Genomic DNA, 24,034 nt, shown 5'->3' with positions numbered 1-24,034 from the left:
CTATCTTTGTAATTGTCGTTGCATTGCTTGCTGGGCAAATTGATCCAGCAAGTCATCAACTTCTTGTTGCGTATTCACTTCATTAATGGCCGCTTTCGTGCGGGCTGAACGAGGAATTCCTTTTAAATAGTAAGCGGCCTGCTGCCGAAATTCTGGAACACCAATTCGCTCACCTTTTAATTCCACTAACCGCGCTAATTGTTCTTTCGCAATTTGAATTTTTTCAGCCGGTGTTGGTTCTGGCAATAATTCACCGGTGTCTAAATAAGTGACCATGGCTTTTAATGCCCAAGGATTACCAATCGCGCCCCGCGCTACCATCACTGCATCGGCTCCGACTTCATCAATCATTACTTTAGCATCTTGGGGCGTTTTCACATCACCGTTACCCATAAACGGAATGGTTAAATGTTGTGCCACTTCATGTAATAATTCCCAATCCGCATGCCCCGTATACATTTGCGCTTTAGTCCGACCGTGCATGGCAATGGCATCAGCGCCACCTTCTTGGGCCGCTAAGGCATTCTCTACAGCCAAAATATGATCGCTATCAAACCCTGTGCGCATTTTCACAGTCAAAGGCTTTGAGATTTCTTGTTTGACCGCTTTCACTAAATCATAAATACTATCCGGATCCAATAACCAATGTGAACCAGCACCGGTTTTAGTAACCTTTTTCACGGGACAGCCCATATTAATATCGATAATGTCCGCCGCTGTATTTTCGGCCACATATTTAATCGCCGGAACTAACGTTTCTTTCGAACCACCAAAAACTTGAATGCTAATCGGATGTTCGTTAGGATTCACATACAACATTTCATGGGTCTTTTGATTATTGTATAAAATACCGCGATCACTAACCATTTCGCAAACTACCAATCCTGCCCCAAATTCTTTGGCCGTCATGCGAAATGAATAATTAGAAATTCCCGCCATTGGGGCGACCACAACTTGATTGGGGATCGTAACATCCCCTATTTTCCACTCCATACTCTCTTCTTCTTTCTTTTAAAATCAAACCTCAGCCTGTTAAAATTAGCGTCTAGCGTTAATCAATGAATTGGTTAGTTTTAATTTTTTCAGATAACTATCATTTACATGATAGCAAAGTCAATACCCTACTGGCAATTATTTCTGTGAAATCATTTGTTGAATTTCAGTCGGTGTAAAATGATACTTTTGTCCACAAAATTTGCAAACCACTTCTACTGGTTGATTTTCTTGTTCCATAGCCTGCAATTCAGTTAATGGCAAAGCTTGAATCGTTTTTGCAAAGCGTTGTTTGGAACAATCACAAGTAAAACTCACTGGTATTTTCTCTAAAATTTTATTTCCCGTGGCAAATAATAACGTTAAGATTTCTTCGGGACTTTTTTCTTGCAGTAATTCATGCAATGGTGGTAATTGCTGAATCTTGGTGGTTAACGCCGTTAACTCTTGTTCCGTAGCCTGCGGCATGGCTTGCACCATAAATCCGCCAGCACAACTCACATGATTATCACTTTCTACGTAAACAGACAGTCCCACTGCTGCGGGAATCTGTTCTGACTGTACTAAATAATACGCATAATCTTCGGCTAATTCACCCGAAATTAATGGAACCTTGCCCGTAAAAGGTTGAGCTAAATGCTGATCTTTGGTAACCGCCAAATAACCATTTTGTCCCACGGCTTTAGCCACGTCAATTTTACCTTTTTGATTCAGCGGCAAACTAATATGTGGATTTTGAACATAGCCTTTCACTTGGCCCTGCGCATTACCGTCCGCAACAATTAACCCGACTGGTCCGCCACCAGCAATTCGCGTAGTCAATAATTCATCATTTTTTAGCATGGAAGTACTTAATAATAACGTTCCGATTAAACTACGCCCCAAACTAGCCGTGGAAGCACTCCATGTATCATGATTGACTTGCGCCGTCGCCACTAAGTTAGTGGCCCGTACGACATAAATTCGAAAATGACTATTTTGATTTAAAGCTTTAATTAAATAATCTTGCATCGCAAGTTCTCCTTTAAAATTCAGTTGTATCATTTGAAACTCGTTATTAAATCTCCAAAAGCAAGTAAGCACAGACCACTACAGTCTGTGCTTACCAACTTGATTTTGTTATTCTTCAGTTTGATCATCATCACTATCAGCAGGATCTGCAGTGATAGTTTCTTCATGATGTTGTGCAACTTCATGCGCTTGTTTAGCTTCATCACGACGTTGCGCAGCTTGTTTAGCTTCTTCAAAAGTTGAAGCCTTTTCTGATGGAAATTCGTCTTGATTAGTTTCTGGCATATGACCAGTATTATATAAACTCAAAATTTGTTTTTCATCTAAAGTTTCATACTTTAATAGTGCTTGTGCAATCGCCTTATGTTGTTCACGATGGCTTTGGATAACTTCTACCGCTGTTTGATGACCTTCATCTAAAATCTTGCGAATTTCTTCATCAATGGCAGTTGCTGTTTCTTGAGAATAGTTAGGTTGACCGTAGGCCCCAACTGGAGCACCACCTTTTTCAAGTTGGACCATCCCCAAGCGCTCCGACATTCCGTATTCAGTGACCATGGACCGCGCAATTTGCGTTGCTTGTTCAAAATCATTGGAAGCACCAGATGATTGTACCCCAAAGATAATCTCTTCAGCAGTGCGACCACCCATTAAGCCAGCAACTTGCTCCATTAAATCTTTCTTAGTCAGCAAGTTCTGATCTTCTTTAGGCAACATAATCGCATAACCACCCGCACGACCACGCGGAATAATCGTAACTTTGCGGACAACGCGGGAATCACTCAAAACCACACCAATGATCGCATGTCCTGCTTCATGGTAAGCCACGGTTTCACGTTCTTTAGCAGAAATCACCCGATCCTTTTTAGCGGGACCCGCAATTACACGATCTTCAGCCTCATCAATATCGGCCGCATCAATTTTAGTTTTATTACGTTCAGCCGCTACTAAAGCTGCTTCGTTTAAGACATTTTCCAAGTCAGCTCCGACAAACCCAGGGGTTTGTTGGGCAATAACTTTCAAATCAACATCATCAGCCAAAGGTTTATTCTTGGCATGGACTTTCAAGATGGCTTCGCGCCCTTTGACATCCGGTTGACCAACTAAAATCTTTCGATCAAACCGACCTGGCCGCAATAAGGCAGGATCTAACACATCCGAACGGTTAGTAGCCGCCATCACGATTAAACCTTCTTTACCGGTAAAGCCGTCCATTTCTACCAATAATTGATTTAAAGTTTGTTCGCGTTCATCATTGCCACCACCGGTTTTACCGTTACCACGTTGGCGACCAATGGCATCAATTTCATCAATAAAGATAATGGCGGGAGCATTCTTTTTAGCGCTACTAAATAAATCACGCACTCTGGAAGCACCAACACCGACAAACATTTCCACAAAATCAGAACCAGAAATAGAATAGAATGGCACGGCTGCTTCACCAGCAACTGCACGAGCTAATAGTGTTTTACCAGTTCCGGGAGGTCCCTCTAATAAAACACCTGATGGTATCCGCGCACCTAAAGCTAGATATTTCCGCGGATCCTTTAAGAAATCAACTACTTCAACTAATTCTTGTTTTTCTTCTTCAGCACCAGCAACGTCAGAAAAACGAACCTTATTTTTCTTAGGATCAACTGGCTTGGTTTGCGACTTGCCAAAACTCATGATCTTGCCAGCACCGCCACCTTGACCAGCTTGACCCATCATAGAATACAATAAGAATGCGAAGAATAAAAACGGAATTACCGTTAAGGCAATATTAAGCCACATTCCATTCTGTGATTCCTCACGCGTACTCATTTTTGTTTGCGACTTCTGTGCCGCGCGATTAATTTCTTGCAACGTTGAATTATTCGGCAAAACGGTAGCCGTAAAATTCTTTGCCTTAGTTACAGTCGCTGCTGAGTGTGAAAATAAATTAACATTTGACTGACTGCCTTTACTAGTTTCAGACTTTTTTAAAGTTCCTGAAACTTTATAAACACCATTAGACGGTTGAAGCGAAAAATGTTTAATTTTATTAGCTTTTAATTTGGACACAAATTCACTCGAAGAAAGGTTTTCAACTTGTGATGATCCTTGTCCTCCAACAAACCAACTAGTAGCCAAAATTAACAACACGAAAATAATGATATAAAATAGACTATTATTTCGTAGTCCATTTCGATTATTTTTCAATCTATTTTTCCTCCACAAGAATAAACTTGCTTTTCATGCTAACACAATCTCGCATGAGCCGCTAGCCTTGATTAAGATATAACTATGTGAAACAAATGCTTACCACTTAAGCCCTTAACAGCTTTCAGCTACTCAGCAATTAAAACCAGTATATCATATTGTTTTGATTCCACTTGAATTAGAATTAACTTAATTTTGCGTGTAAACTTCTGGCTTTAAAACACCGATATATGGCAAATTACGATAACGTTCTTGATAATCCATACCATAGCCTACAACAAATTCATCTGGACACTGTAACCCCACGTAGTCCACATGCACATTTTGTTGCCGGTTAGCTGGCTTATCAAGCAGGGTCACAATTTTAATGGACTTAGCATGACGAGACTTAAACAAATTCGTTAATTCTTTTAAGGTAATGCCTGTATCAATAATATCTTCGATAAAAACGACATCGCGACCCGTCACTGATACGTCTAAGTCTTTGAGAATTCGAACCTGACCAGACGTTGCGGTTTGACCGTTATAACTTGAAACATCCATAAATTCAATTTCGGCACTTTGAGGTAGTTGCCGCATTAAATCTGTTAAAAAGACAATTGCTCCTTTTAAAATACAAACAAACAGTGGGTCCTTATCTTTATAATCAGCTGCTAACTGTTGTCCTAACTTTTTGTTAGCTTGTGCGATTTCTTCCGCAGAAAAAAGCACTTTCTGCATGTCCTGATCCATTTCCATAATTAATCTCCAATCTTAATTTCAAATAAATATTGTGTAGGGGAAATTTGATAACGATAAATATCTTTAATCCAAACAATTTCTTCATCAAAAGTGACTACCCACAATTGATCTCGCAATAAGCGGGGCAACTTCAAGTTAATCAAGCGATCTTTTAGCTTTTGATGCTGCCCGTTCATTAAACGGACACGATCTCCTGGCTGGCGTGTCCGAATCCGAATTTTTTGTGGCAAACGATTAAAATAAAAAGTATTGCGATTGATTTTTGAAGACTGTTTAATTGTAAACTTTTGTCCATCATTTGCAAGACAGGGCTGATTCAACTTGAGCGCAAGCGCGAACGTCTTTTTCGATTGTGACTTCTGAAGCAAACTTAATTTTTGATAAGCTTTCACCAGTAACCAATTTTGTCCAATATCCATCTGGGCGTTAGCCTGTGGTAATAAGCGTTTAACTTGTTGCAATTGGCGGTTAGTTAAATCTAAGTTTAACTGGTGATGGCATACATACTGAATAAATAAAACTGTTTGCTCTGCATTTAAAGAATTAATCGCCGTTAAATCCATATCTAATGCTCGCGCGCCAACACTAATACTAAGCGTTTGTAATTGTTCAAACATTGCTGTCGTTAATTGCACTGACTGTTGTAACTGGGTAGCAAAATTAGTTACGTGCTGGGAAAATTGCGGATTTAATGCTTGCAGTTGGGGAATGATTTGATTGCGCAATTGATTGCGCCACGTAATATCTTCAAAGTTAGTTGCATCAACTGCAAAGCTAATGTGCTGGCGTTGTAAGTAAGCCACTAATTCTTGCTTAGAAAAATTGAGCAACGGTCGTATTAATTGTCCAGAAGCAAAAGCCCGACACCGCTGCATTGCCGGCACTTCCCACAAACTACCACTTCGGATCAATTTCATTAAGATTGTTTCCACTTGATCATCTTGCTGATGCGCAACTAATAATTGTTCTAAATCAAATTGCTTCATTAATTGTGCAAAGTACTGATAACGAAATTGGCGGGCTTGATTTTCTAAATCCGTCACTACCGATTCATGCTGCCAAGTAATCGTATGAAAAGCAATCTGGTGCTGTTGACAAAACTGCTGCACTAAAACCACTTCTGACACACTTTGCGCTCGCAACTGAAAATCAACAGTTGCCACATGAATCACAGGGCGCCAAGCTTGAGGTAATTGTAACACCAAGTTTAACAATGCCAGGGAATCACTACCGCCAGAAACCGCAATTAACACACGCGTTTTAGCAGTCCAATCTTGATAAGTACGCACTTCTTGAACAAATTTAGCTTCTGTCACATCCATAATTTATACTAAAAAAGTCCGGGCTAAACTTGCTCGCACTTAACCACGACGACCACCACGGCCGCCTCTTTTCCCTTCAGTGTTCTTTTTAATCGTTGCCAAACGATCCTGACTTTCTTTCATAAAACCAGCTAATAAGTCATCAAAATCCTCCGATTTATGTGTAGCAACATGACCATGATTATTATGTCCACCATGACGTTTATAACTAGGTTTGGGTTCAGCTTTTTTCATTGATAAAGCAATTTTACCATTATCAACGCTCACCACAATAGCGGTAACTTCATCACCAATACTCAACTTATCATGAATATCTTTGACATAATCATTAGAAATCTGGCTAATATGTACCAGACCACTCTGGCCATTACCAATATCAACAAAAGCTCCAAAATTTTTAATGCCAACCACTTTACCCGTTACTTTTGTTCCTACCGATACGGTCATTTTCTTTCCTTACTCCTTAAAAATTTAAATTTTTATTTGATTCATTAGGAATATTATAAATGATTTCCCCATTTTTAGAATAGTTGAATCGATAACGAATTAAATTGTCGAGATATTCTGGTCGATGTAATTGCTGAATTTCGTTTTGTAAATCGGCGTTTTTATTTTTTGCCGCTGTCAACTTCTGTTGCTGTTGAAAGACACTTTGCTTGGTTACGGCTTGCGTTTTATTAGCTTGATAAATGCGTCCACCAAATAACAGACTAATCAAGGCTAATACACCTAGTAATACCGTTACCCGGCGCCGATGAACTGCTTGAACATGCCGTTTAAATTGACGTTCAGCTGACCGATCTTCATTATCAATGTTAATTGGACTCACGTTATTAGTCCTCGGCTGATTAGACAAAATAATCCCTCCGTTTAGCTATCCTATTTTGAGTATAACAACATTAATATTATATTGTCTATTATTTAATCAGTCTAATCTTTGATACATCTTCGCTGCATCTTCTTTTTTAACAATTTGCGGTGTTGCCACTACGCGTACTTGCACTTGACGATTACCATAGTGAATTGTAATTTGATCACCAATTTCTACATCACTAGCGGATTTAGCAACTCGCTCATTGACTTCTACTCGTCCTTTGTCAGCCAACTCTTTAGCTAATGGCCGTCGTTTCACTAATCGCGACAACTTCAAATATTTATCTAAGCGCATGTTTGACTCCTTTTTTTCACAGAAATTTTGCTCCCGGTAATAACTGCCATTCTGCTTTTGACCACAGATGGCTATAATAACTACCTCCTAAGACTAAGATCACTCCCAAACCAGCTTCGAACAGTGTTTCAATGGCAGCATGGAAACGATCTAGTGGCCAAATAAATTGCCAGCACCAACTAGTAGCTCCAACAATTAATCCCATTGTACCAACAATAACAATAACTTTTAAGCAGAAATTTTCTTTCCAGATAATTTTTTGTAAGAAAGCACCTGAATAATGATAAATCAGTGCGGCCATGACTAAACTAGCTAATAAAGTAGCCCAACTAGCCCCTTGAATTCCCAAAATGGGCATCAAGCCCAAATTAGCTAATAACTTGACCACAATACCAACGACTAACACCCGCCAATTTTTTTGTTGTTGATGAAAAGCATGCATAATCGTATTGATAATGGTGACATAAGAAATAAAGATGAGCGATAAAACATAAATTGCTAAACTCAGACTTTGCTGAGCATTGGTAAAAAGTAAGGTATTGATTTGCGGCATTAAAACGGCCAACCCTACCGCACAAGCACTCGCTAACACCAAGGAAACATGTAAAGTAGCCGCCACCAACTGTTGAGCCTTGGGTCCACGTTGTGCGCTAATTTGTGGTAGTAAAGTTGTCGCAAAAGAAACAGCAATCACAATGCCTAATTGGGCTAGTGGTTGCCCGCGATCATAAATGCCCTTTACTACTTGCGGATGTGCTACGTGGATCTGGCGTAATAACTTCAAGACCGTGACGGAATCAACTAATTGTAACAAAATTAAAATGCTACCAAATAAACTAAGGGCTAAGCCTTCGGTCAAAAAGCGGTGTCTTAGTTGCTGCCAAACAACTGGTTGCGAATTGTCTGTTACTTGCTGTAGGTGAATTTGTGTCCAAAAATACCCTAATACTAATAAACCAACTATGGCTCCTACAATGGCCCCTGCGTGTGCTAAACTTCCCATTAAATATAACGACCAATGAAATTGTTTAAAACCCAGCGCAACGAACACAATCACTAGCACGCGTGCAATTTGTTCACTCACCTGCGCTAAAGCCGTAGGCAACATCAAGAGCTTACCTTGAAAAATCCCACGAAATAAGGCCGCCAGTGGCGCTAACAGATAAAAGCCTGCTACCGTTTGAATTAAATAACTTAAATTTCGATCGCCCATCAACCGTGCCAAATCTGGCGCAACTAACCACAAAGTTACTGCTGAAATAATCGCTAGTAACACTAACCAATTACGCAAATGCTGATAATTACTTTGTTGGTGATCAGGATCCTCCACCATTATTTGCGAAATAAACATTGGCAAACCGGTTAACGTAATCGCTGTCCAAAGTCCGTAAATTGGATAAACCTGCTGGTAGACAAAAAAGCCGCGATCACCAACAATATTTTGTAATGGGATGCGGTATAAAGCACTCAAAATTTTAGTAATTAGTGCTGATAATGACAAAATCCACGTACTTTGCCACCAAAAATGTAATTGCTTTTTTTTCATTGTTTTAACTTGTCTTTTCTAATTTGGCCTGCGCCTGTTTAGCAAATGGCGTTAAAAGTTGCTTTAAACCAGCTAATAAATCATCGGTTGGTTTTAACTGTAATTTTATCACAAAATAATGGTGCTCATTAGCCACGCGGGCCTTAAAATCAACAGTTGCCAAATTAGCGAAAAGTTGTTTCCCTGTTAAATAACGATTAGCCGCTGGATCAAACGTTATTTCGACTTGTGTCTCTAGTTGCACAATCTTCTTAACCAATGCTTGATCGGCTAAAATCTTTATGGCACTAATCTGCAATAAATTAGTTACTTCTTGTGGAAAACGGCCAAAACGTTCCTGAAGTTCCTGTCCTAATTGGGTAATCTGCTCTAGGGACTTGGCTTCACGTAGCCGCTTATAAATTTCAATTTTTTGACTTTCATCACTGATATACTCATGTGGTAAATAAGCTTCGACATTTAACCGTAATTGAGCATCGGTTAACGGCGTTTGTGCTTGTTGATTGCGCTTTTTGGCAACTGCTTCATTGAGCATTTGCGTATACAAGTCATAGCCCACAGAGTCAATAAAACCATGCTGTTGCTGGCCTAATAAATTACCAGCACCTCGAATAGCTAAATCGCGCATTGCAATTTTGAAACCGGAACCTAACTCTGTAAAATTCTTAACAGCTTCCAAGCGCTTTTCGCCAACTTCTGTCAAAGTTTTATTAGGTTGATACATAAAATAAGCATACGCCACGCGACTGGAACGCCCAACCCGCCCACGTAATTGGTACAACTGAGATAAGCCATAATGGTCCGCGTTCTCAACAATTAGCGTATTGGCATTGGCAATATCGACACCGGTTTCAATAATTGTGGTGGTCACCAACACATCATATTCACCATTTAAAAAACTAGTAATCACACTCTCTAACTGGTTTTCGGACATTTGACCATTAGCAATCCCGACTCGAACATCTGGAATCAAATCCTCCAAGATACTAACGGTTTGCTCCATATCTTCAACCCGATTGTGTAGATAAAATACTTGTCCACCACGCTGGATTTCGCGTTCAATCGCGTTTCGAATGACTTCATAATTTTGTTCCATAACAAATGTTTGAATCGGATAGCGGTTAGGAGGAGCCGTCTCAATCACCGACAAATCCCGAACCCCCATCATCGACATGTTCAAAGTTCGTGGAATTGGGGTGGCAGTCATGGATAAAACATCAATTTGTGATTTGAGTTGTTTTAAGCGTTCTTTATGCTTTACACCAAAACGTTGCTCTTCGTCAATAATCAATAGACCTAAATCTTTAAACTGGATATCCTTCGACAACAAGCGATGGGTGCCGACAACAATATCCACGCTGCCATCAATTAAGCCTTGCTTAGTTTGCCGCTGCTGTGCTGTGGTTTGAAACCGTGACATAATCGCAATCTGTACCGGAAAATCCGCAAAACGCTCCAACATCGTCTGGTAATGCTGCTGTGCCAAGATAGTTGTTGGTACCAAAAAGGCCACTTGCTTATTATCATTGACTGCTTTAAAAGCTGCGCGTAAAGCGACTTCTGTCTTACCAAACCCCACATCACCCACTAATAGCCGTTCCATGGGATGGGGTTTTTCCATATCCGCTTTCACTTCCGCAATACTGCGCAATTGATCTGGTGTTTCAATATAAGCAAATTGTTCGTCAAACTTTGTTTGCAAATCATCATCTGGGGAAAAAGCAAAACCCGGTTCTGATTCTCGCTGAGCATATAATTTTACCAAATCATCAGCAATATCTTCGATGTTTTTTTGAACTTTTTGCTTAGTCTTATGCCATTCACTACCACCTAACTTATTTAACTTCGGTGATTTGCCTTCAGCAGACACATATTTTTGGACCATGTTCAATTGCGTAACGGGAATAAACAACTTGCCATCATCACGATACTCAATGGTCATATAGTCCTGGTGCTTACCGTCCACTTCTAATGTCTGCGTACCCAAGAATTTACCAATACCATGATTAACATGGACTACGTAATCTCCCGGTTTCAAATCCGTATAACTTTTTAATCGTTGCGCATTACTAATCGTTGAACGGACACGTTTGCGTTGCGGCTGGCGATTGAATAACTCCTTATCAGTAATAATAACCACTTTTTCTTGGGGCAGATCAACGCCAGCATGAAAACCGCCAGCTACTAATTGAGTCTGACCTTTTTGTAAAGTGGTAAGCGTTGCGGTTTTGGCTGTGATCTCAAAATCGGCTAAAGTTCGTTGTAATTTTTGTAAATTACTTTGATTACTGATTAATAAAACAATCGTGTATCCTTGCTTTTGCCACCGGTTGATCTCCGTCTTTAATAACGGTAAATTACTAAAAAATTGTTGAACACTGCGACTATTTACATGCAGCAATTGCTGTAAGCGAAAAGTATAACTACTTCTTTGAAATAATGATAGATAAATTTGCGGCTGCTGGATTTTAGTCGTCACTTGATTAAATGTTTGCCGCAATTGTTGTTGTGGCAATAACTTCCCTGTTTCCAATTGTCCGCTCATCCACGCCGTATTTTCTTCAACATTGGCGCGCTCTTGTTCTTGCAAACGATTATAGTCATCGTAAACCAAAACCCCAGTGGGCGCTAAATAATCAGTTAACGTCGTAGTCGTAGAATATAATAAATCCACATATTGATTTAAATTAGCTGGCAGTTGTGCACGTAACATTTGGTCAATATCAACTTGAAAATTGGTCCGTAACGCCTTTTTAGTAGCGTCATCTTTAATTTTCTTTAAATCAGTTTGCAAACGCTTTTGTAATCGTTGACCACTTTGTTTCAAGACTTCTGGCGTGACTAATTGATCTTGCGCTGGCGTAATAGTTATTTGTGATAACTGCGCTTGGCTGCGTTGACTTTGCGGGTCAAATTCATGAATCGTATCAAGCTCATCGCCAAACAATTCTAATCTAACTGGTTGGTTACTGGTTAACGGATAAAAGTCTAAGATATCGCCGCGCAAAGCAAACTCACCAGGATGGGCAACTAAACTATCCCGCCGATATCCCAAAGTCACTAGTTGTTGTAACAGGTGTTCCACCGTAATTTCTTGGCCGACTTTTAAACTTACTTGCGCTTCAGCAAATTGTTCTGGTGTTGGTAACAAATATTCCAGACCACTAACCGAAGTCACCACAATTCCCGGACGTTTCGTCTGTAAAAAATTCAAAGCTAAAATCCGTTGCCGTAAAGCCTGCGGTGAGCTAGTTGCTACTTGCGTCGCAATTAAGGCTTCCACTGAAAAGTTATACAGTTGCTGTGCTGGTAGCAATTGTTGTAAATCATCACATAACAAATCTGCATGGTAATTATTATCAGTAACGAGCAGCACTGGTTGTTGTGTTTGCTCAACTAAAGTGGCTAAAAATAATGCTTTAGCCGATCCACTAAGACCCGTCAATAATTGTTTTGATTGCGGTTGTAATTGCGCAATAAATTTTTTCAAATCATGATTTTGTTTTAAAAAATCAACTAGTTGCACTATCTTTCTCCTAATTAAAATCATTCATTGTTTGTTGAAAATTATCCGTAGTAATCCATTGTTCAATCGCTTCAGCTGCCCGCTGGATGCCAGCTTGCGCCTGGGGCGCATCAGCCTCAGAAAATGGATCTAACACCCAATTAATCACTTGTGAACGTTTGGGGTGTCCAATTCCAATCTTAACCCGCTTGAATTCTTTGGTTCCGACCGCAGAGATAATACTTTTTATACCATTATGTCCACCAGCTGAGCCTTGTTGGCGTAAACGAACCTTCCCAATTGGCATATCTAAATCATCTTGAATCACTAAAATTTCTTCCGGACGAATTTGATAATAATCCATGAGCATTCGTACCGCATTACCTGAAGTATTCATAAATGTTAAGGGCTTAACTAAATAAATTGCTTCGCCCTGTAATTTAAAACGCACATCTAGTGCGGAACATTCTTTTTTGTTTAATTCCACTTGATAATACTGGGCCAATTGATCAATTGTCATAAACCCCATATTATGTTTTGTCTGATCATATTGTACGCCCGGATTGCCTAATCCAAAAATTGCCTTCATAATTTTTCACCTAGTTTTCAAGTTTTAATTACATAATTTATTAACTAATATTGCTTAATTTTTCCACTTCAATCTTTCTCTAAAAAATTTAAGTCTCTGCGGCTTAAAATGCTAGTGTTTAGGTTATCACTAATAATTAATGTTCGTTGTGGTTGAAAACAAAGCCCAGCAATTAATATTAATAGCTCGTAATTTTTGATTTCAACATAATTTTAACAAGCATTGCTGCTTGATTATAACATTTATCTTGAAAAAATATCCGTCATAGTAATGGAACTCAAATAGCTTTCTCAGGCTATTTTAGTCTAATTTAATAGTGTCAAATTACACAAACCACTTTTTTTTCAGAAACTTGCGTGGTAAAATCAAGTCGTGCAGTTATTAACAAAGTAAAAAAAGGGGTAGAATTCATGACAAGTATTACAGATAAAAACCATACTAAAATTTTATTAGTTGGTGATGGTGCTGTTGGTTCAACATTTGCTTACGCAATGACTTTACAAGGTATTGCTAACGAAATTGGCATTACTGATATTGCTAAAGATAAGACCAAAGGTGACGCATTGGACCTTGCTGATGCCACACCTTTAAGTTATCCAACTAAACTTTATTCTGCTGAATATAGTGACGCCAAAGATGCTGATATCGTTGTCATTACTGCTGGTGCTCCACAAAAGCCTGGTGAGACGAGATTAGATTTAGTTAATAAGAATTTAAAGATTCTACAAACGATCATTAAACCAATCGTTGATTCTGGATTTAATGGAATCTTTTTAGTTGCTGCTAACCCAGTAGATATTTTAACTTATGGTACTTGGAAGATTTCTGGTTTCCCAAGAGAACGGGTTATCGGTACTGGTACTTCACTAGATACTGCTCGTTTACGGAAATTTGTTGGTCAAGAATTAAATGTTGACCCTCGTTCAGTTCACGGCTATATCTTGGGTGAACACGGTGATAGTGAATTTGCTGCCTGGTCTCATGTAACAGTTGGGGGCTTAACAATGGCTGAATTGCGTGCTACTCATCCAGAATTAACCGAAGAAAAATTAGCTGAACTCAATGATACCATCGTTAATGCTGCTTACGACATTATTAATACTAAAGGTGCTACCTTCTATGGTATTGGTACTGCTTTAGCACGAATCTGCCAAGCTTTGTTACGTGATGAAAATACTGTTTTACCATTATCCGTTGGGATGAACGGTCAATACGGTGTCCAAGATCTATACATCAGTTCACCAACTGTGATTAACCGCAATGGTGTCCAAAAGATTTTGGAAATTCCTTTAACTGATGCCGAAAAAGCTAAAATGGACAATTCTGCAGCGCAATTACGGAAAGTTGCTGAAGATAGCTTTAAAGAAGTTGGCATTAAATAATTTAATTAAACAAAAGACTGAATCAGAGATTGGAGCAATCAGAGTAACAATCACTTCAGTCTTTTTTTATGGCCAAATTAATCGTCATTAATTTGTCAAACCCGGAACTTGGCTTTACAATAAAAGGTAATAGATAATGATTGGAGGTTCATCAATGAAGAAGTTCATGATTATTTTATTAGTCTTATGTGTATTATGCGTTTTAGGCGGCATTGCTTTAGAAAATTGGTGGTTAGGTATTGTACCTTTGTTTGTTGCCTTTTGGCCAGCAGCTTATTTTGCTTCCAGCGATGAGTAGTAAAGGAGACAATCATGCTGATTAAATCACTTGTTTTAAAAAAACAATTTTTAACTACGGTTCAAGAATCAGTTACTTTAGCTGAAGCTTTACAAATTTTAGAAGATACTGGTTTTCGGTGTGTCCCGATTTTAGATGAAACGGGAACAATCTTTCGGGGCAATATTTATAAAATGCACATTTACCGTCACAAATCACGTGGGGGTGATATGAACTTACCAGTTACCTATCTAATCAAGAATGCAACCAAAACCATTCCCGTGAACGCTCCCTTTTTTAAAGTCTTTTTTAATATTAAAGATTTACCTTACATTGCTGTTTTAGACGAGAACAACCATTTTTACGGAATTTTAACACATACTAAATTATTAAATATGTTATCTGAAGCCTGGAATATTAATACTGGTAGTTACGTCTTAACGGTAATTTCCTCGGGACAAAGCGGCGAATTAGCAGCTATGTCTTCAATTATTAGTCGCTATGCTAATATTGCTGGTTGCTTAACCTTGGATGCCCGCAAAACAGCTCTCGTACGGCGGAATTTATTTACGTTACAATCGGGACTGACACCAGCTACGCTAGCAAAAATTGTTCATGAACTAGAAGAAAACAACTTTCGCGTAGCCGAAATTGATGATTTGCAAAAGGGCACTATTTTAAACGAGCTCCCCCAAGCTTAAAGTCAATTGAAGAATTTTTTTAATACTAAAATAAGGCTCGGACAATTTTGGTCCGAGCCTCATTTTTTATTTTTTAACGAAATAACTTTTGGATCTTTTGAAAGGTAGATAATTTACCTAATTTAATTAATAATAAACAAGCTACAATAGAACCCATAATGGCTGCGCCTAAAAAACGGGGCGTATAAACGAATAAATATAAGCCACTAGCTGATCCTGTGAACCAGGCCATTACTGGATAAGATAATAATGAACCAATAATGCCCGTACCAATTATTTCTCCCAGAGCAGCTGCCCACGAATGCGGCCAAACTTTGTAAAAGAATGCCGCTAAAAAAGCGCCAAAAACCGCTCCTGTTAAAGCTAATGGCGGAATACCTAAAAATAGCATCCGCATTAACCCACAAATCAAGGCCATCAACGTCGCAGCGAACGGATTCATTAATACCGCCGCAATGATATTGACAACACTCGACATGGGAGCCATGCCCTCGACTCTCAAAATTGGTGATAGGATAAAATCCAACGCAATCATTAATGCTATCACTGTTAATCTTTTGACCTGCAAACTTTGTTTCGTCATCACTGTTTCCTCCAACTATTGAATTAAAGTCGAAGGGGGTTCACAGCCTTAAAAACATCTTGAAGCCAAAATAAGTTCAAGAACTAATCAGCTTCAGCCAGATCTCAAAACAATTCCCTTATCTCAAGATCAGTTATCAACAATTAGCTGCCAGCTTATTTTGTGTCTATTCCTGCGCTAGTATTATCTAGATCAGGTTCACGAGTATGTTCTCAGCTATTTAGCACCCCGTAGACTTTCTAAAATTCATTATAGTAGCTTTTGTTGATTTAGGAACACCCAAATTTATTTTTGACTTAAATATAAATATTGAGCTCGCATTCCCGTAAAGGAACGCAATAATTTTTTAATTGGAACTTTCCGATCTTTTTTCTTGAGTGGGTCATTTACATAAAAATAATGTTGATCAATACCAGTCACAACTACCGAATGAATCAAAGGACTGACGGTCATTGTTCCTGAAGGCGTCTTCCATTTGAGCAAATCATTTTTGGTCACTGGTTGAAAATCTAACGTAGCCAAAATCCAAACTGGTTTCTCATGGTGTATCAAACGTTTTAAATCGGCTGGCTGTAAATTTTCGCCACTGTGAACCTGATATTTGTTACCGACAATTTGCCGACACAACTTACTAATTGGTTCCACGTAAACGCCCATAGCTGCATAACCATCTTTGATATTACCAACAAAACCCTTACGCGGATCACCATGGTGCGTCGCATCTACCAAAAAAGGCTGACGGTCAATCTGAGCTGCCAAGTCATTTTTAGTTTCGTGAAAACCATAGTATCGCAATAACATTGACAATGAAGTCACTTCACAGCCATTTTTTAAAGGATTATCCTCTAGTTGATTTTCGTAAGGTACATCTAATAAAACCTCTTGATGGTAAGTGAACGGATTATGCAGACCATCGGCGGCGATAAACAAATAATAACCTAGACCACCAACTAAGAAGATTGCTAAAAAGAATATGACGAACTTTGTAGTTTTTTTCATATAAATAATTATACTCAGATACTGGCTTTTTTGTACGATAATTATTAATTTCGCTAGTTAAAAAAAGTTAAAACAAAAAATGCCCACAAATTTTTAAAAATTTGCGAACATTTTTGTGAAGACTGCTTTCTCAAATGCTATTTAGTACTTCCACTTACAACGTCTTTTATCGCAATCTTAATTTTATACATGAATACTAATTCTTAAAGCTTTATCAACTGCACTCATTTTTTCTGCTGACAGAGTCGTTACTTTTTCTTTTAAACGTTGCTTATCAATTGTGCGAATTTGTTCAGTTAAAATCACTGAATCTTTACTAAAACCATCTTCCTTAGTAATACCAACATGCGTCGGCATCTTCGGCTTTTCGATTCGCCCAGTAATGGCAACAATAACGGTTGTCGGGCTGTAACGATTACCGACATTATTTTGTACTACTAATACTGGTCGCATTCCACCTTGTTCGGAACCAACCACGGGTGATAAATCGGCGAAAAATACGTCGCCACGTTTAATTGGAATAGCCACTGACTTGCCTATCTACTTCCTGTTCACAAATTGAAAAAGCATTACTTATTTCTTCGTTAATATCTGCCATATTTAAATAACCATCAACTAATTGACCTACCATCCGATCCTCTTGCTGAAAGAAGTTAAACAATGCTTCATCAATAACATAATTAGTATCACAAGCATTTTCAGCGCTATACTTCTGCAATCGATCGACGACATCAGAATCTAATTGAACGGAAAAATTTTTCTGAAATGCGGCCATGGTTATTCTCCCCCCTAATCTTTTACCAATTAAATATCATTGTCAACTACCGGACTAAGTCGCTAGCAACTAATTATCCAAAAATCAGCTAATAACTATTATATCTTGTTTAGAAGTTATTCATAGCTAGAGTTCAGTGTTCCAGAAGTCTGTTTTTTTAAACTTAATGTTATTTTAACACAATTAATTTAAAAAACAGGACTGCTTCTGACGTTAATTCAGTTGAGTACTTAATTAATATACGTACGGGGAATTCGCTCGGATAGAGAACATAAAATTTCATAGTTAATGGTTTGACCAAAACTAGCTACATCATCAACACTAATAGTTTGCTGGTCTTGAGTACCGATCAGCGTCACGGTAGTTCCTAACGCGTAACGCTGAGGAACTTTAATCATTAACTGATCCATACAAATGCGCCCTACAATCGGGCACTTATGCCCTGCTACTAAGACCGAACTACCACTCAAATTTCGATGCCAGCCGTCAGCATAACCCAGTGGCACCGTGGCAATCCATTCCGACTCAGCTTGCACGGTATACGTTGCTCCATAGCCGACTTTGTCACCGGCATGTAACTGGCGCAAAGCAACAATTTGACTAGTTAAGCTTAAAACGGGTTTTAAAGGTAACGACACATCATTACGCAACTTACCGGCCGGACTTAGTCCGTACAAACCAATCCCGAGCCGCACCAAATTACTGTTGTCCAAAGTTGGCGCCCAAATAGCAGTAGCCGTATTAGCCATATGCACATAGGTAAACTTAAGTGGCAATGCGGTTACCGTCTGTTCAAAAGAAGCCCATTGTTGTTGAAAATAAGCCGAATTTTGTTCATCGGCAGTCGCAAAATGCGTAAAAATTCCTTCCGGAATTAATAACGGTGATTGCTCCAAGATTTGACATGCCGCTAATAAACTTGCCTTATCTGCTGGCATTCGAAAACCAATCCGCCCCATCCCAGTATCCAGAGCTAAATGCACCTTCACTGGGGTTTTAACCTGTTTACTAGCTTGCACTAACCATTCATAGCTATCGACGGTTAGCGAAATGTCATGTTGTGCCGCCAACGGTGCTTGTTCAACCGGAACAACATTTAAGACCAAGATTGGTTCTGTAATATGAGCCTGCCGCAATTGTAAGGCTTCGTCAATAGTAGCAACACAAAAACCATCCACTTGGACTTCCTGTAAAGCTTTGGCCACTTCTACCGCACCATGATGATAAGCATCAGCCTTCACAACCGCAAAAACTTGCCGCTGAGGACCGGCCAATTGCCGAAAAGTCAAATAATTCTGTCTTAGTGCCTGCCGATCAATCGTGATCATTGTCGGACGGTGGATTGAAGGTTGCATCTGAACCACTTCCCTTTTCCAAGATAACTTCGGTCATTACATAAGTTTGAGTATGTGAAATCGAAATCCAAACAGTTCCAGTATATACCTTTTGTTTAACATAAGGTTGTCCATTATCACTATTTAAAATTGTTAAATCTTGAAAACTAACCGGCCCAATACCGGTGCCCAAAGCCTTACTAAAAGCCTCTTTAGCAGAAAAGCGGCCCGCCAAAAACTCTTTTTGACGCTGACCGCGATATTGATGAAATACATTTTGTTCTGCTACCGTTAAAACTTTGGTTAAAAAACGGGGCTGTTTTTGATAAGCCTGCCAAATGCGCTCAATTCCTGCTATGTCAATTCCTAAGCCTTGAATCAACTGAAACTCCTTTACCGACTATTATTAGTCCTAATTGTAAAGTTACGATGATGGTTGTTATTATTGTTGCGTTTTTGCCGGTCATCATGAGAATAATGCCGGCGATCATTATTATTGTGCCGCCGACGGTCGTTACCCCGATAACGAGAATGTGACCGGTGATCATTACCACCACGGTAATTACGGTTATGGCGACTCGGCAATGGCCGTTCTGGTGTAATCTTTACCGGAATGGCTTCAGGATCTTTCGTCAAATTCTTCAATAATAATTCAACTAATTGAACATCATCATATTGTTCCAATAACTGTTGTGCCACTGTTTGAAACTTATCCAATTTACCATGGCTAATTTGTTCAGCAATCTTTTTAGTTGCATCTTCTAACTGTCCAGCTAATGCTTGTTGATCAGTTGGCGGCTTTAAGGGCAACATCCGCACCTTAGTTAATTGTTCAATTGCACGTAAATAACTCATTTCATTTGGTGATACAAACGTGATGGAAATTCCAGAGCGACCGGCACGACCCGTCCGGCCAATTCGATGCACATAACTGTCTGGATCTTGGGGAATATCATAGTTAAATACGTGACTAACACCAGAAATATCTAAGCCCCGCGCAGCAACATCCGTTGCCACTAAATATTCTAATTTTCCCGCTTTAAATTGCTTCAGAACACTCATCCGTTTTTGTTGGGACAAATCACCATGAATACCTTCAGCATTATAGCCCCGCGCTTTTAAACCCCGAGTAATTTCATCAACCCGCCGTTTGGTCCGCCCAAAAATAACGGCCAATTCTGGCTTTTGAACGTCAAATAACCGAGTCATGGTATTAAACTTTTCATATTCCTTAGAACGAATCATATATTGTTCAATTTTATCTGCGGTTAATTCCTTAGACTTAATTTGAACTATTTTGGGATCCTTCATAAACTTTTCAGCAATATTCATAATTGGCCGCGGCATGGTTGCTGAATAAAGTAAGGTTTGATGATCCGCTTGCACATTCTTCAAGATATTTTCAATATCTTCAACAAAGCCCATATCCAACATTTCGTCTGCTTCATCTAACACAACCGTTTGGACATGGTCTAATTTTAAAGTATGGCGCTTAATATGATCCAAAACCCGTCCAGGAGTGCCCACGACAATTTGGGGATGATTACGCAAAGCTTGAATTTGCCGCCGAATATCGGAACCACCATAAACTGCTTGCACTGCTACATGATGATAGCGACCTAAACGATGCAACTCTTCTTGCGTCTGCACAGCTAGTTCTCGAGTTGGTGAAATAACCAAAGCTTGAACATAAGGTGCATGTGTATCCACTGTTTGCAATAATGGCAAACCAAAAGAAGCGGTTTTACCAGTACCGGTTTGTGCTTGACCAATGACGTCCACCCCTGATAAAACTAGCGGAATGGTCTTTTCTTGAATGGGCGTTGTTTCTTCAAAGCCCGCTTCCTGTGTTGCTTTTAATAAGTCTTCATTTAAATTAAGTTCACTAAATTTCAAAAAATATCCTCCTAGAATTGTGAAAGTCAATCACAAAACAGGGGCTAGTTTTGTATCAAATCAACTGTCTTGTAATCATTATCATTATTTTTCAGAAACTTTCACTAGCTAACTACTTTACCACGTTTTGAATTGAAGATAAAGAACTTTAACTCAAATCAACTGTGACATGGAGCATTGAGAAGTTAAGTATGGCTCCGGTTAAGGACTTAAGTTTTGGTTTTTAAACTTCAGAACTTGACCATAGCTAGTCTCCGGGAACGTCACACCATTACAATCAGCTGTGAAATTGAGTTTTAAATTAAATACCGGAGCAACTTATTTCAATAGTGCCTGCACAACTTCATCTAAGTGCAAACCATTGCTAGCTTTTAATAAAACTAAATCATTGGCCTGAATCGTTGCTTTTAAATCATTAATTAATTGCTGCTTTTGGTTTAGTTCATAAAAAGCCACTGGAAAATCGGGTGGTAAAGCTTTTTGTAAAGCTGCTATCTGTTGACCATATAAGTAAATTTTATTAATTTTAGAAAAATCAATGGCTTGTGCCACACTAGCATGCAACTGGGCTGATTTTTCTCCTAACTCTAACATATCACCCAACACTAATAAGCGTCGGCCTGGTTGCGTAATCGGAAATTCTTGAAAATTTTTAATCACATCAATCATCGCCGTCGGATTAGCATTATAGACATCACTTAAAATTTGTGTGCCGGTAGCTGTCCGCAACCACTGGGTCCGGTTTTTAGTAGGTTGAAAATCACGCAATGCTGACTGCATTTGTGTTAATGGTACTTGATAATGTCGCCCTACTAACAAGGCTGCTAGAGCGTTATCCACGTTATAATCACCCATTAACGGTAAACTAAACTCTAAATTTTCATCCCAGTTAATTTTAAAATTAGTATGTGTCTGATAAGTCTGAATCATCGTCGGATACACATCTAATTGTGATTGCTGACCGAAAGTTTGTTTAGCCTGCGAAACAGTTTGGGCTCTAGTTTGCAATAGCGGCTCTGAGCCATTGTAAATAAACAAACCCGTTGTTTTTAAAGCTGAAACGATTTCCATCTTAGCATCCGCAATTTTAGCTCGTGTGCCGAAAAATTCAATGTGAGCTTCACCAATCATCGTAATGACTGCCACATCGGGACAAACTAATTTTGATAAAGCGGTCAACTGGCCAGGACGATCCATTCCCATTTCTACCACTAAAATTTCCGTATCGGGGGCCATTTGTAAAATGGTTAGCGGTACTCCAATTTCATTATTAAAATTAGCAGGTGTTTTCGCTACGCGATATTTTTGTGCTAAAATCGCCGCTACCATATCTTTCGTCGTTGTTTTGCCATTACTGCCAGTAATGCCCACTACTTGGGGATGAACCTGAGCTAGATAGGCTTGGCTTAACTGTTGCACTGCTTTCAGTGGGTCAGCCACCACTAAATAATTCTCAACATTCGTAGCTGGTAACGGATGATCTGCTTGCCACAAGGTGGCCACAGCTCCTTGGTTCAGTGCTTGTGCAACAAATTCATGACCATCACGTTGATCAATCAAGGGAACGAACAAGGAACCAGGCGTCACTTTACGACTATCAAAAACCACATCACGCACGATGGGATCCTCACTAAAGGTTTGCTTCAATTGCAGCAATTGCGCAATCTGACTTAAATGCATTTTCATAAATGTACTCCTTAATTATTTTTATTGAGAATAATTGCCAGAAATTAACTTTTTGAGTGCTATAATATTTTCATGTAAATGGAAGTGAAATTAATGCAGGAAGATCGATATTGGCAAAGAAACATGTATATCTTAACGTTTGGCAATTTTATTGCCGGCATTGGTTTTAGCATGGTTGTGCCATTTTTATCATTATATATTAACACGTTACAACATTTTAGTAATGCTCAATTATCATTTTGGTCGGGAATTACATATTCCATTACCTTTTTAGTTTCCGCGGCTATTTCTCCGATGTGGGGCAAATTAGCAGACCGAAAAGGACGTAAGACCATTATCTTAAGGGCCTCACTGGGCATGGCTATCGTGATTGGTTGTATGTCTATCGTCACTAATGTGTATGAATTGTTAATTTTACGGGCTCTTCAAGGCATCTTTTCAGGATACATTAGCAATTCTAACACTTTAATTGCTACAACTGCGCCCTCCAAAAATGTAGGTAAAGCTTTGGGAACCTTAACAACCGGAACCGTGACAGGTAATCTATTGGGGCCGTTAATTGGGGGCGTGATCGCACAATCCTTCGGTTACCGCCTACCGTTCTTGATTACCGGTATTTTGTTATTGAGTGCCTTCGTTCTTTGTCTATTTTTCGTCAAAGAAGACTTTACTCCGGTACCTAAAGATCAACAGGCAACCTTTAAAGAAGTGTACCACCAAATTCCTAATCCCAAAATTATTATTGGCATGTGTATCACGACCTTCATTATTCAAACAGCTAATAATTCGATTAACCCTATTATTAGTTTGTACGTACATCAATTAATGCATGGTCAAGGTAAAGTGGCCTTTATTAGTGGTTTAGTTACTGCCATGCCGGGAATTCCATCCGCACTGTTAGCTTCGCGCCTAGGCGCTTTAGGTGACCGCATTGGGACTAAACGAGTCTTAATTGTGGGACTCATTTTTGCAACTATCGTTTATATTCCACAAGCTTTTGTCACTAATGTTTGGCAACTAATGGCTTTACGCTTCTTAGTGGGTATTTCAAACGCTGCCCTACTCCCTCAAGTTCAAACTATTTTAGCCAAAGAAAGTCCGCATGAAATTTCTGGCCGGATCTTCGGCTATAATCAAAGTTTTATGTACATTGGCAATTTTGCCGGTCCTTTATTAGGATCGTTAGTTTCAGGAACCTTAGGTTACGCCATGGTCTTCTTATCTACTGCTTTCTTAGAGCTAATCAATTTAGGTTTTGTTCAACAAGTGACCAAGAAACCTAAATTAAAAGACAATGTTAACCAATAGTCTACTAAGAATAACTTAACTACTAATTCTGAGCCGA

The 24,034-nt window shown here is 39.1% G+C and carries 23 protein-coding genes and 1 riboswitch; of the genes, 4 read left to right on the top strand and 19 right to left on the bottom strand.

Annotated features, from left to right (window positions below; all coding sequences use genetic code 11):
• From dusB to pth, 11 genes are all read right to left on the bottom strand, one after another.
• Positions 1–993 carry a tRNA dihydrouridine synthase DusB gene (gene dusB / locus AC3B6Y_RS05530; RefSeq protein ID WP_489769205.1) on the bottom strand — a complete coding sequence of 331 codons (993 nt, stop codon included), beginning with the start codon at positions 991–993 and terminating at the stop codon, positions 1–3.
• A 138-nt stretch (positions 994–1,131) separates the two neighbouring features.
• Complete coding sequence (gene hslO, locus AC3B6Y_RS05525; protein WP_489757130.1) at positions 1,132–2,004, bottom strand: Hsp33 family molecular chaperone HslO; 873 nt, start codon at positions 2,002–2,004, stop codon at positions 1,132–1,134.
• Between the two features lie 108 nt (positions 2,005–2,112).
• Positions 2,113–4,185, bottom strand: coding sequence for an ATP-dependent zinc metalloprotease FtsH (gene ftsH / locus AC3B6Y_RS05520; protein WP_489757129.1), 2,073 nt, complete (start codon positions 4,183–4,185; stop codon positions 2,113–2,115).
• A gap of 189 nt (positions 4,186–4,374) precedes the next feature.
• Positions 4,375–4,917 carry a hypoxanthine phosphoribosyltransferase gene (hpt, locus tag AC3B6Y_RS05515; protein WP_489757704.1) on the bottom strand — a complete coding sequence of 181 codons (543 nt, stop codon included), beginning with the start codon at positions 4,915–4,917 and terminating at the stop codon, positions 4,375–4,377.
• Positions 4,918–4,925: 8 nt separating this feature from the next.
• The gene (gene tilS / locus AC3B6Y_RS05510) at positions 4,926–6,248 is read right to left on the bottom strand and encodes a tRNA lysidine(34) synthetase TilS (RefSeq protein ID WP_489790652.1); all 1,323 of its coding nucleotides are present in this window, start codon (positions 6,246–6,248) and stop codon (positions 4,926–4,928) included.
• A 39-nt stretch (positions 6,249–6,287) separates the two neighbouring features.
• The gene (locus tag AC3B6Y_RS05505; RefSeq protein ID WP_489757127.1) at positions 6,288–6,695 is read right to left on the bottom strand and encodes a S1 domain-containing RNA-binding protein; all 408 of its coding nucleotides are present in this window, start codon (positions 6,693–6,695) and stop codon (positions 6,288–6,290) included.
• A gap of 16 nt (positions 6,696–6,711) precedes the next feature.
• Positions 6,712–7,077: an FtsB family cell division protein gene (locus AC3B6Y_RS05500; protein ID WP_489774751.1), complete on the bottom strand. Its 366-nt coding sequence runs from the start codon at positions 7,075–7,077 to the stop codon at positions 6,712–6,714.
• Between the two features lie 96 nt (positions 7,078–7,173).
• Positions 7,174–7,416, bottom strand: coding sequence for an RNA-binding S4 domain-containing protein (locus AC3B6Y_RS05495; RefSeq protein ID WP_489757125.1), 243 nt, complete (start codon positions 7,414–7,416; stop codon positions 7,174–7,176).
• A 16-nt stretch (positions 7,417–7,432) separates the two neighbouring features.
• Positions 7,433–8,962, bottom strand: coding sequence for a putative polysaccharide biosynthesis protein (locus AC3B6Y_RS05490; protein ID WP_489790055.1), 1,530 nt, complete (start codon positions 8,960–8,962; stop codon positions 7,433–7,435).
• Positions 8,963–8,966: 4 nt separating this feature from the next.
• Complete coding sequence (mfd, locus tag AC3B6Y_RS05485) at positions 8,967–12,488, bottom strand: transcription-repair coupling factor (RefSeq protein WP_489790651.1); 3,522 nt, start codon at positions 12,486–12,488, stop codon at positions 8,967–8,969.
• A gap of 10 nt (positions 12,489–12,498) precedes the next feature.
• Positions 12,499–13,056: an aminoacyl-tRNA hydrolase gene (gene pth / locus AC3B6Y_RS05480; RefSeq protein ID WP_489757122.1), complete on the bottom strand. Its 558-nt coding sequence runs from the start codon at positions 13,054–13,056 to the stop codon at positions 12,499–12,501.
• Positions 13,057–13,466: 410 nt separating this feature from the next.
• Between pth and AC3B6Y_RS05475 the strand changes: the two genes are divergently transcribed.
• From AC3B6Y_RS05475 to cbpA, 3 genes are all read left to right on the top strand, one after another.
• Positions 13,467–14,438 (top strand): L-lactate dehydrogenase, encoded by a 972-nt coding sequence (locus AC3B6Y_RS05475; protein WP_489757121.1) that lies wholly within the window; start codon positions 13,467–13,469, stop codon positions 14,436–14,438.
• A gap of 154 nt (positions 14,439–14,592) precedes the next feature.
• Positions 14,593–14,736: a hypothetical protein gene (locus AC3B6Y_RS05470; protein WP_489757120.1), complete on the top strand. Its 144-nt coding sequence runs from the start codon at positions 14,593–14,595 to the stop codon at positions 14,734–14,736.
• 14 nt (positions 14,737–14,750) lie between these two features.
• A complete protein-coding gene (gene cbpA, locus AC3B6Y_RS05465) occupies positions 14,751–15,416 on the top strand; it encodes a cyclic di-AMP binding protein CbpA (RefSeq protein WP_489757119.1) in 666 nt (221 codons plus the stop codon).
• 73 nt (positions 15,417–15,489) lie between these two features.
• On the opposite strand, the gene thiW is transcribed toward cbpA, so the two are convergent.
• From thiW to AC3B6Y_RS05425, 8 genes are all read right to left on the bottom strand, one after another.
• On the bottom strand, positions 15,490–15,999 hold the full coding sequence (thiW, locus tag AC3B6Y_RS05460) for an energy coupling factor transporter S component ThiW (protein WP_489790649.1): 510 nt from the start codon (positions 15,997–15,999) through the stop codon (positions 15,490–15,492).
• 152 nt (positions 16,000–16,151) lie between these two features.
• Positions 16,152–16,240: riboswitch (TPP riboswitch) on the bottom strand.
• Between the two features lie 44 nt (positions 16,241–16,284).
• Positions 16,285–16,998, bottom strand: coding sequence for a C39 family peptidase (locus AC3B6Y_RS05455; protein ID WP_489757117.1), 714 nt, complete (start codon positions 16,996–16,998; stop codon positions 16,285–16,287).
• 183 nt (positions 16,999–17,181) lie between these two features.
• Positions 17,182–17,526 carry a type II toxin-antitoxin system PemK/MazF family toxin gene (locus AC3B6Y_RS05450; RefSeq protein WP_489757116.1) on the bottom strand — a complete coding sequence of 115 codons (345 nt, stop codon included), beginning with the start codon at positions 17,524–17,526 and terminating at the stop codon, positions 17,182–17,184.
• Complete coding sequence (locus AC3B6Y_RS05445) at positions 17,510–17,773, bottom strand: ribbon-helix-helix domain-containing protein (RefSeq protein ID WP_489757115.1); 264 nt, start codon at positions 17,771–17,773, stop codon at positions 17,510–17,512. The genes AC3B6Y_RS05450 and AC3B6Y_RS05445 overlap by 17 nt, the downstream gene beginning before the upstream one ends.
• A gap of 230 nt (positions 17,774–18,003) precedes the next feature.
• Positions 18,004–19,128: an alanine racemase gene (gene alr, locus AC3B6Y_RS05440; protein ID WP_489790647.1), complete on the bottom strand. Its 1,125-nt coding sequence runs from the start codon at positions 19,126–19,128 to the stop codon at positions 18,004–18,006.
• Positions 19,088–19,489 carry a holo-ACP synthase gene (gene acpS / locus AC3B6Y_RS05435; RefSeq protein ID WP_489757113.1) on the bottom strand — a complete coding sequence of 134 codons (402 nt, stop codon included), beginning with the start codon at positions 19,487–19,489 and terminating at the stop codon, positions 19,088–19,090. Before acpS ends, alr begins: the two co-directional genes overlap by 41 nt.
• Before the next feature lie 11 nt (positions 19,490–19,500).
• On the bottom strand, positions 19,501–21,003 hold the full coding sequence (cshA, locus tag AC3B6Y_RS05430) for a degradosome RNA helicase CshA (protein WP_489757112.1): 1,503 nt from the start codon (positions 21,001–21,003) through the stop codon (positions 19,501–19,503).
• Positions 21,004–21,321: 318 nt separating this feature from the next.
• Positions 21,322–22,689 (bottom strand): UDP-N-acetylmuramoyl-tripeptide--D-alanyl-D-alanine ligase, encoded by a 1,368-nt coding sequence (locus AC3B6Y_RS05425; protein ID WP_489790645.1) that lies wholly within the window; start codon positions 22,687–22,689, stop codon positions 21,322–21,324.
• A 93-nt stretch (positions 22,690–22,782) separates the two neighbouring features.
• Here AC3B6Y_RS05425 and AC3B6Y_RS05420 point away from each other — a divergent pair, with 93 nt between their 5' ends.
• Positions 22,783–23,997: a multidrug efflux MFS transporter gene (locus AC3B6Y_RS05420; RefSeq protein ID WP_489757110.1), complete on the top strand. Its 1,215-nt coding sequence runs from the start codon at positions 22,783–22,785 to the stop codon at positions 23,995–23,997.
• The last annotated feature ends 37 nt before the right edge of the window (positions 23,998–24,034 follow it).

The sequence above is a fragment of the Bombilactobacillus sp. ESL1092 genome, from assembly GCF_058107465.1.
This window is presented reverse-complemented; position numbering and strand designations above follow the sequence as displayed.

Excerpts from the sequence above, each read along its gene's own strand:
- dusB (WP_489769205.1), bottom strand. The coding sequence starts at position 993 with ATGGAGTGGAAAATAGGGGATGTTACGATCCCCAATCAAGTTGTGGTC.
- AC3B6Y_RS05495 (WP_489757125.1), bottom strand. The coding sequence starts at position 7,416 with ATGCGCTTAGATAAATATTTGAAGTTGTCGCGATTAGTGAAACGACGG.
- AC3B6Y_RS05505 (WP_489757127.1), bottom strand. The coding sequence starts at position 6,695 with ATGACCGTATCGGTAGGAACAAAAGTAACGGGTAAAGTGGTTGGCATT.
- AC3B6Y_RS05420 (WP_489757110.1), top strand. The coding sequence starts at position 22,783 with ATGCAGGAAGATCGATATTGGCAAAGAAACATGTATATCTTAACGTTT.
- tilS (WP_489790652.1), bottom strand. The coding sequence starts at position 6,248 with ATGGATGTGACAGAAGCTAAATTTGTTCAAGAAGTGCGTACTTATCAA.
- AC3B6Y_RS05475 (WP_489757121.1), top strand. The coding sequence starts at position 13,467 with ATGACAAGTATTACAGATAAAAACCATACTAAAATTTTATTAGTTGGT.
- AC3B6Y_RS05490 (WP_489790055.1), bottom strand. The coding sequence starts at position 8,962 with ATGAAAAAAAAGCAATTACATTTTTGGTGGCAAAGTACGTGGATTTTG.
- AC3B6Y_RS05425 (WP_489790645.1), bottom strand. The coding sequence starts at position 22,689 with ATGAAAATGCATTTAAGTCAGATTGCGCAATTGCTGCAATTGAAGCAA.
- alr (WP_489790647.1), bottom strand. The coding sequence starts at position 19,128 with ATGCAACCTTCAATCCACCGTCCGACAATGATCACGATTGATCGGCAG.
- hpt (WP_489757704.1), bottom strand. The coding sequence starts at position 4,917 with ATGGATCAGGACATGCAGAAAGTGCTTTTTTCTGCGGAAGAAATCGCA.
- AC3B6Y_RS05470 (WP_489757120.1), top strand. The coding sequence starts at position 14,593 with ATGAAGAAGTTCATGATTATTTTATTAGTCTTATGTGTATTATGCGTT.
- thiW (WP_489790649.1), bottom strand. The coding sequence starts at position 15,999 with ATGACGAAACAAAGTTTGCAGGTCAAAAGATTAACAGTGATAGCATTA.
- AC3B6Y_RS05455 (WP_489757117.1), bottom strand. The coding sequence starts at position 16,998 with ATGAAAAAAACTACAAAGTTCGTCATATTCTTTTTAGCAATCTTCTTA.
- cbpA (WP_489757119.1), top strand. The coding sequence starts at position 14,751 with ATGCTGATTAAATCACTTGTTTTAAAAAAACAATTTTTAACTACGGTT.
- AC3B6Y_RS05445 (WP_489757115.1), bottom strand. The coding sequence starts at position 17,773 with ATGGCCGCATTTCAGAAAAATTTTTCCGTTCAATTAGATTCTGATGTC.
- hslO (WP_489757130.1), bottom strand. The coding sequence starts at position 2,004 with ATGCAAGATTATTTAATTAAAGCTTTAAATCAAAATAGTCATTTTCGA.
- pth (WP_489757122.1), bottom strand. The coding sequence starts at position 13,056 with ATGAAGGCAATTTTTGGATTAGGCAATCCGGGCGTACAATATGATCAG.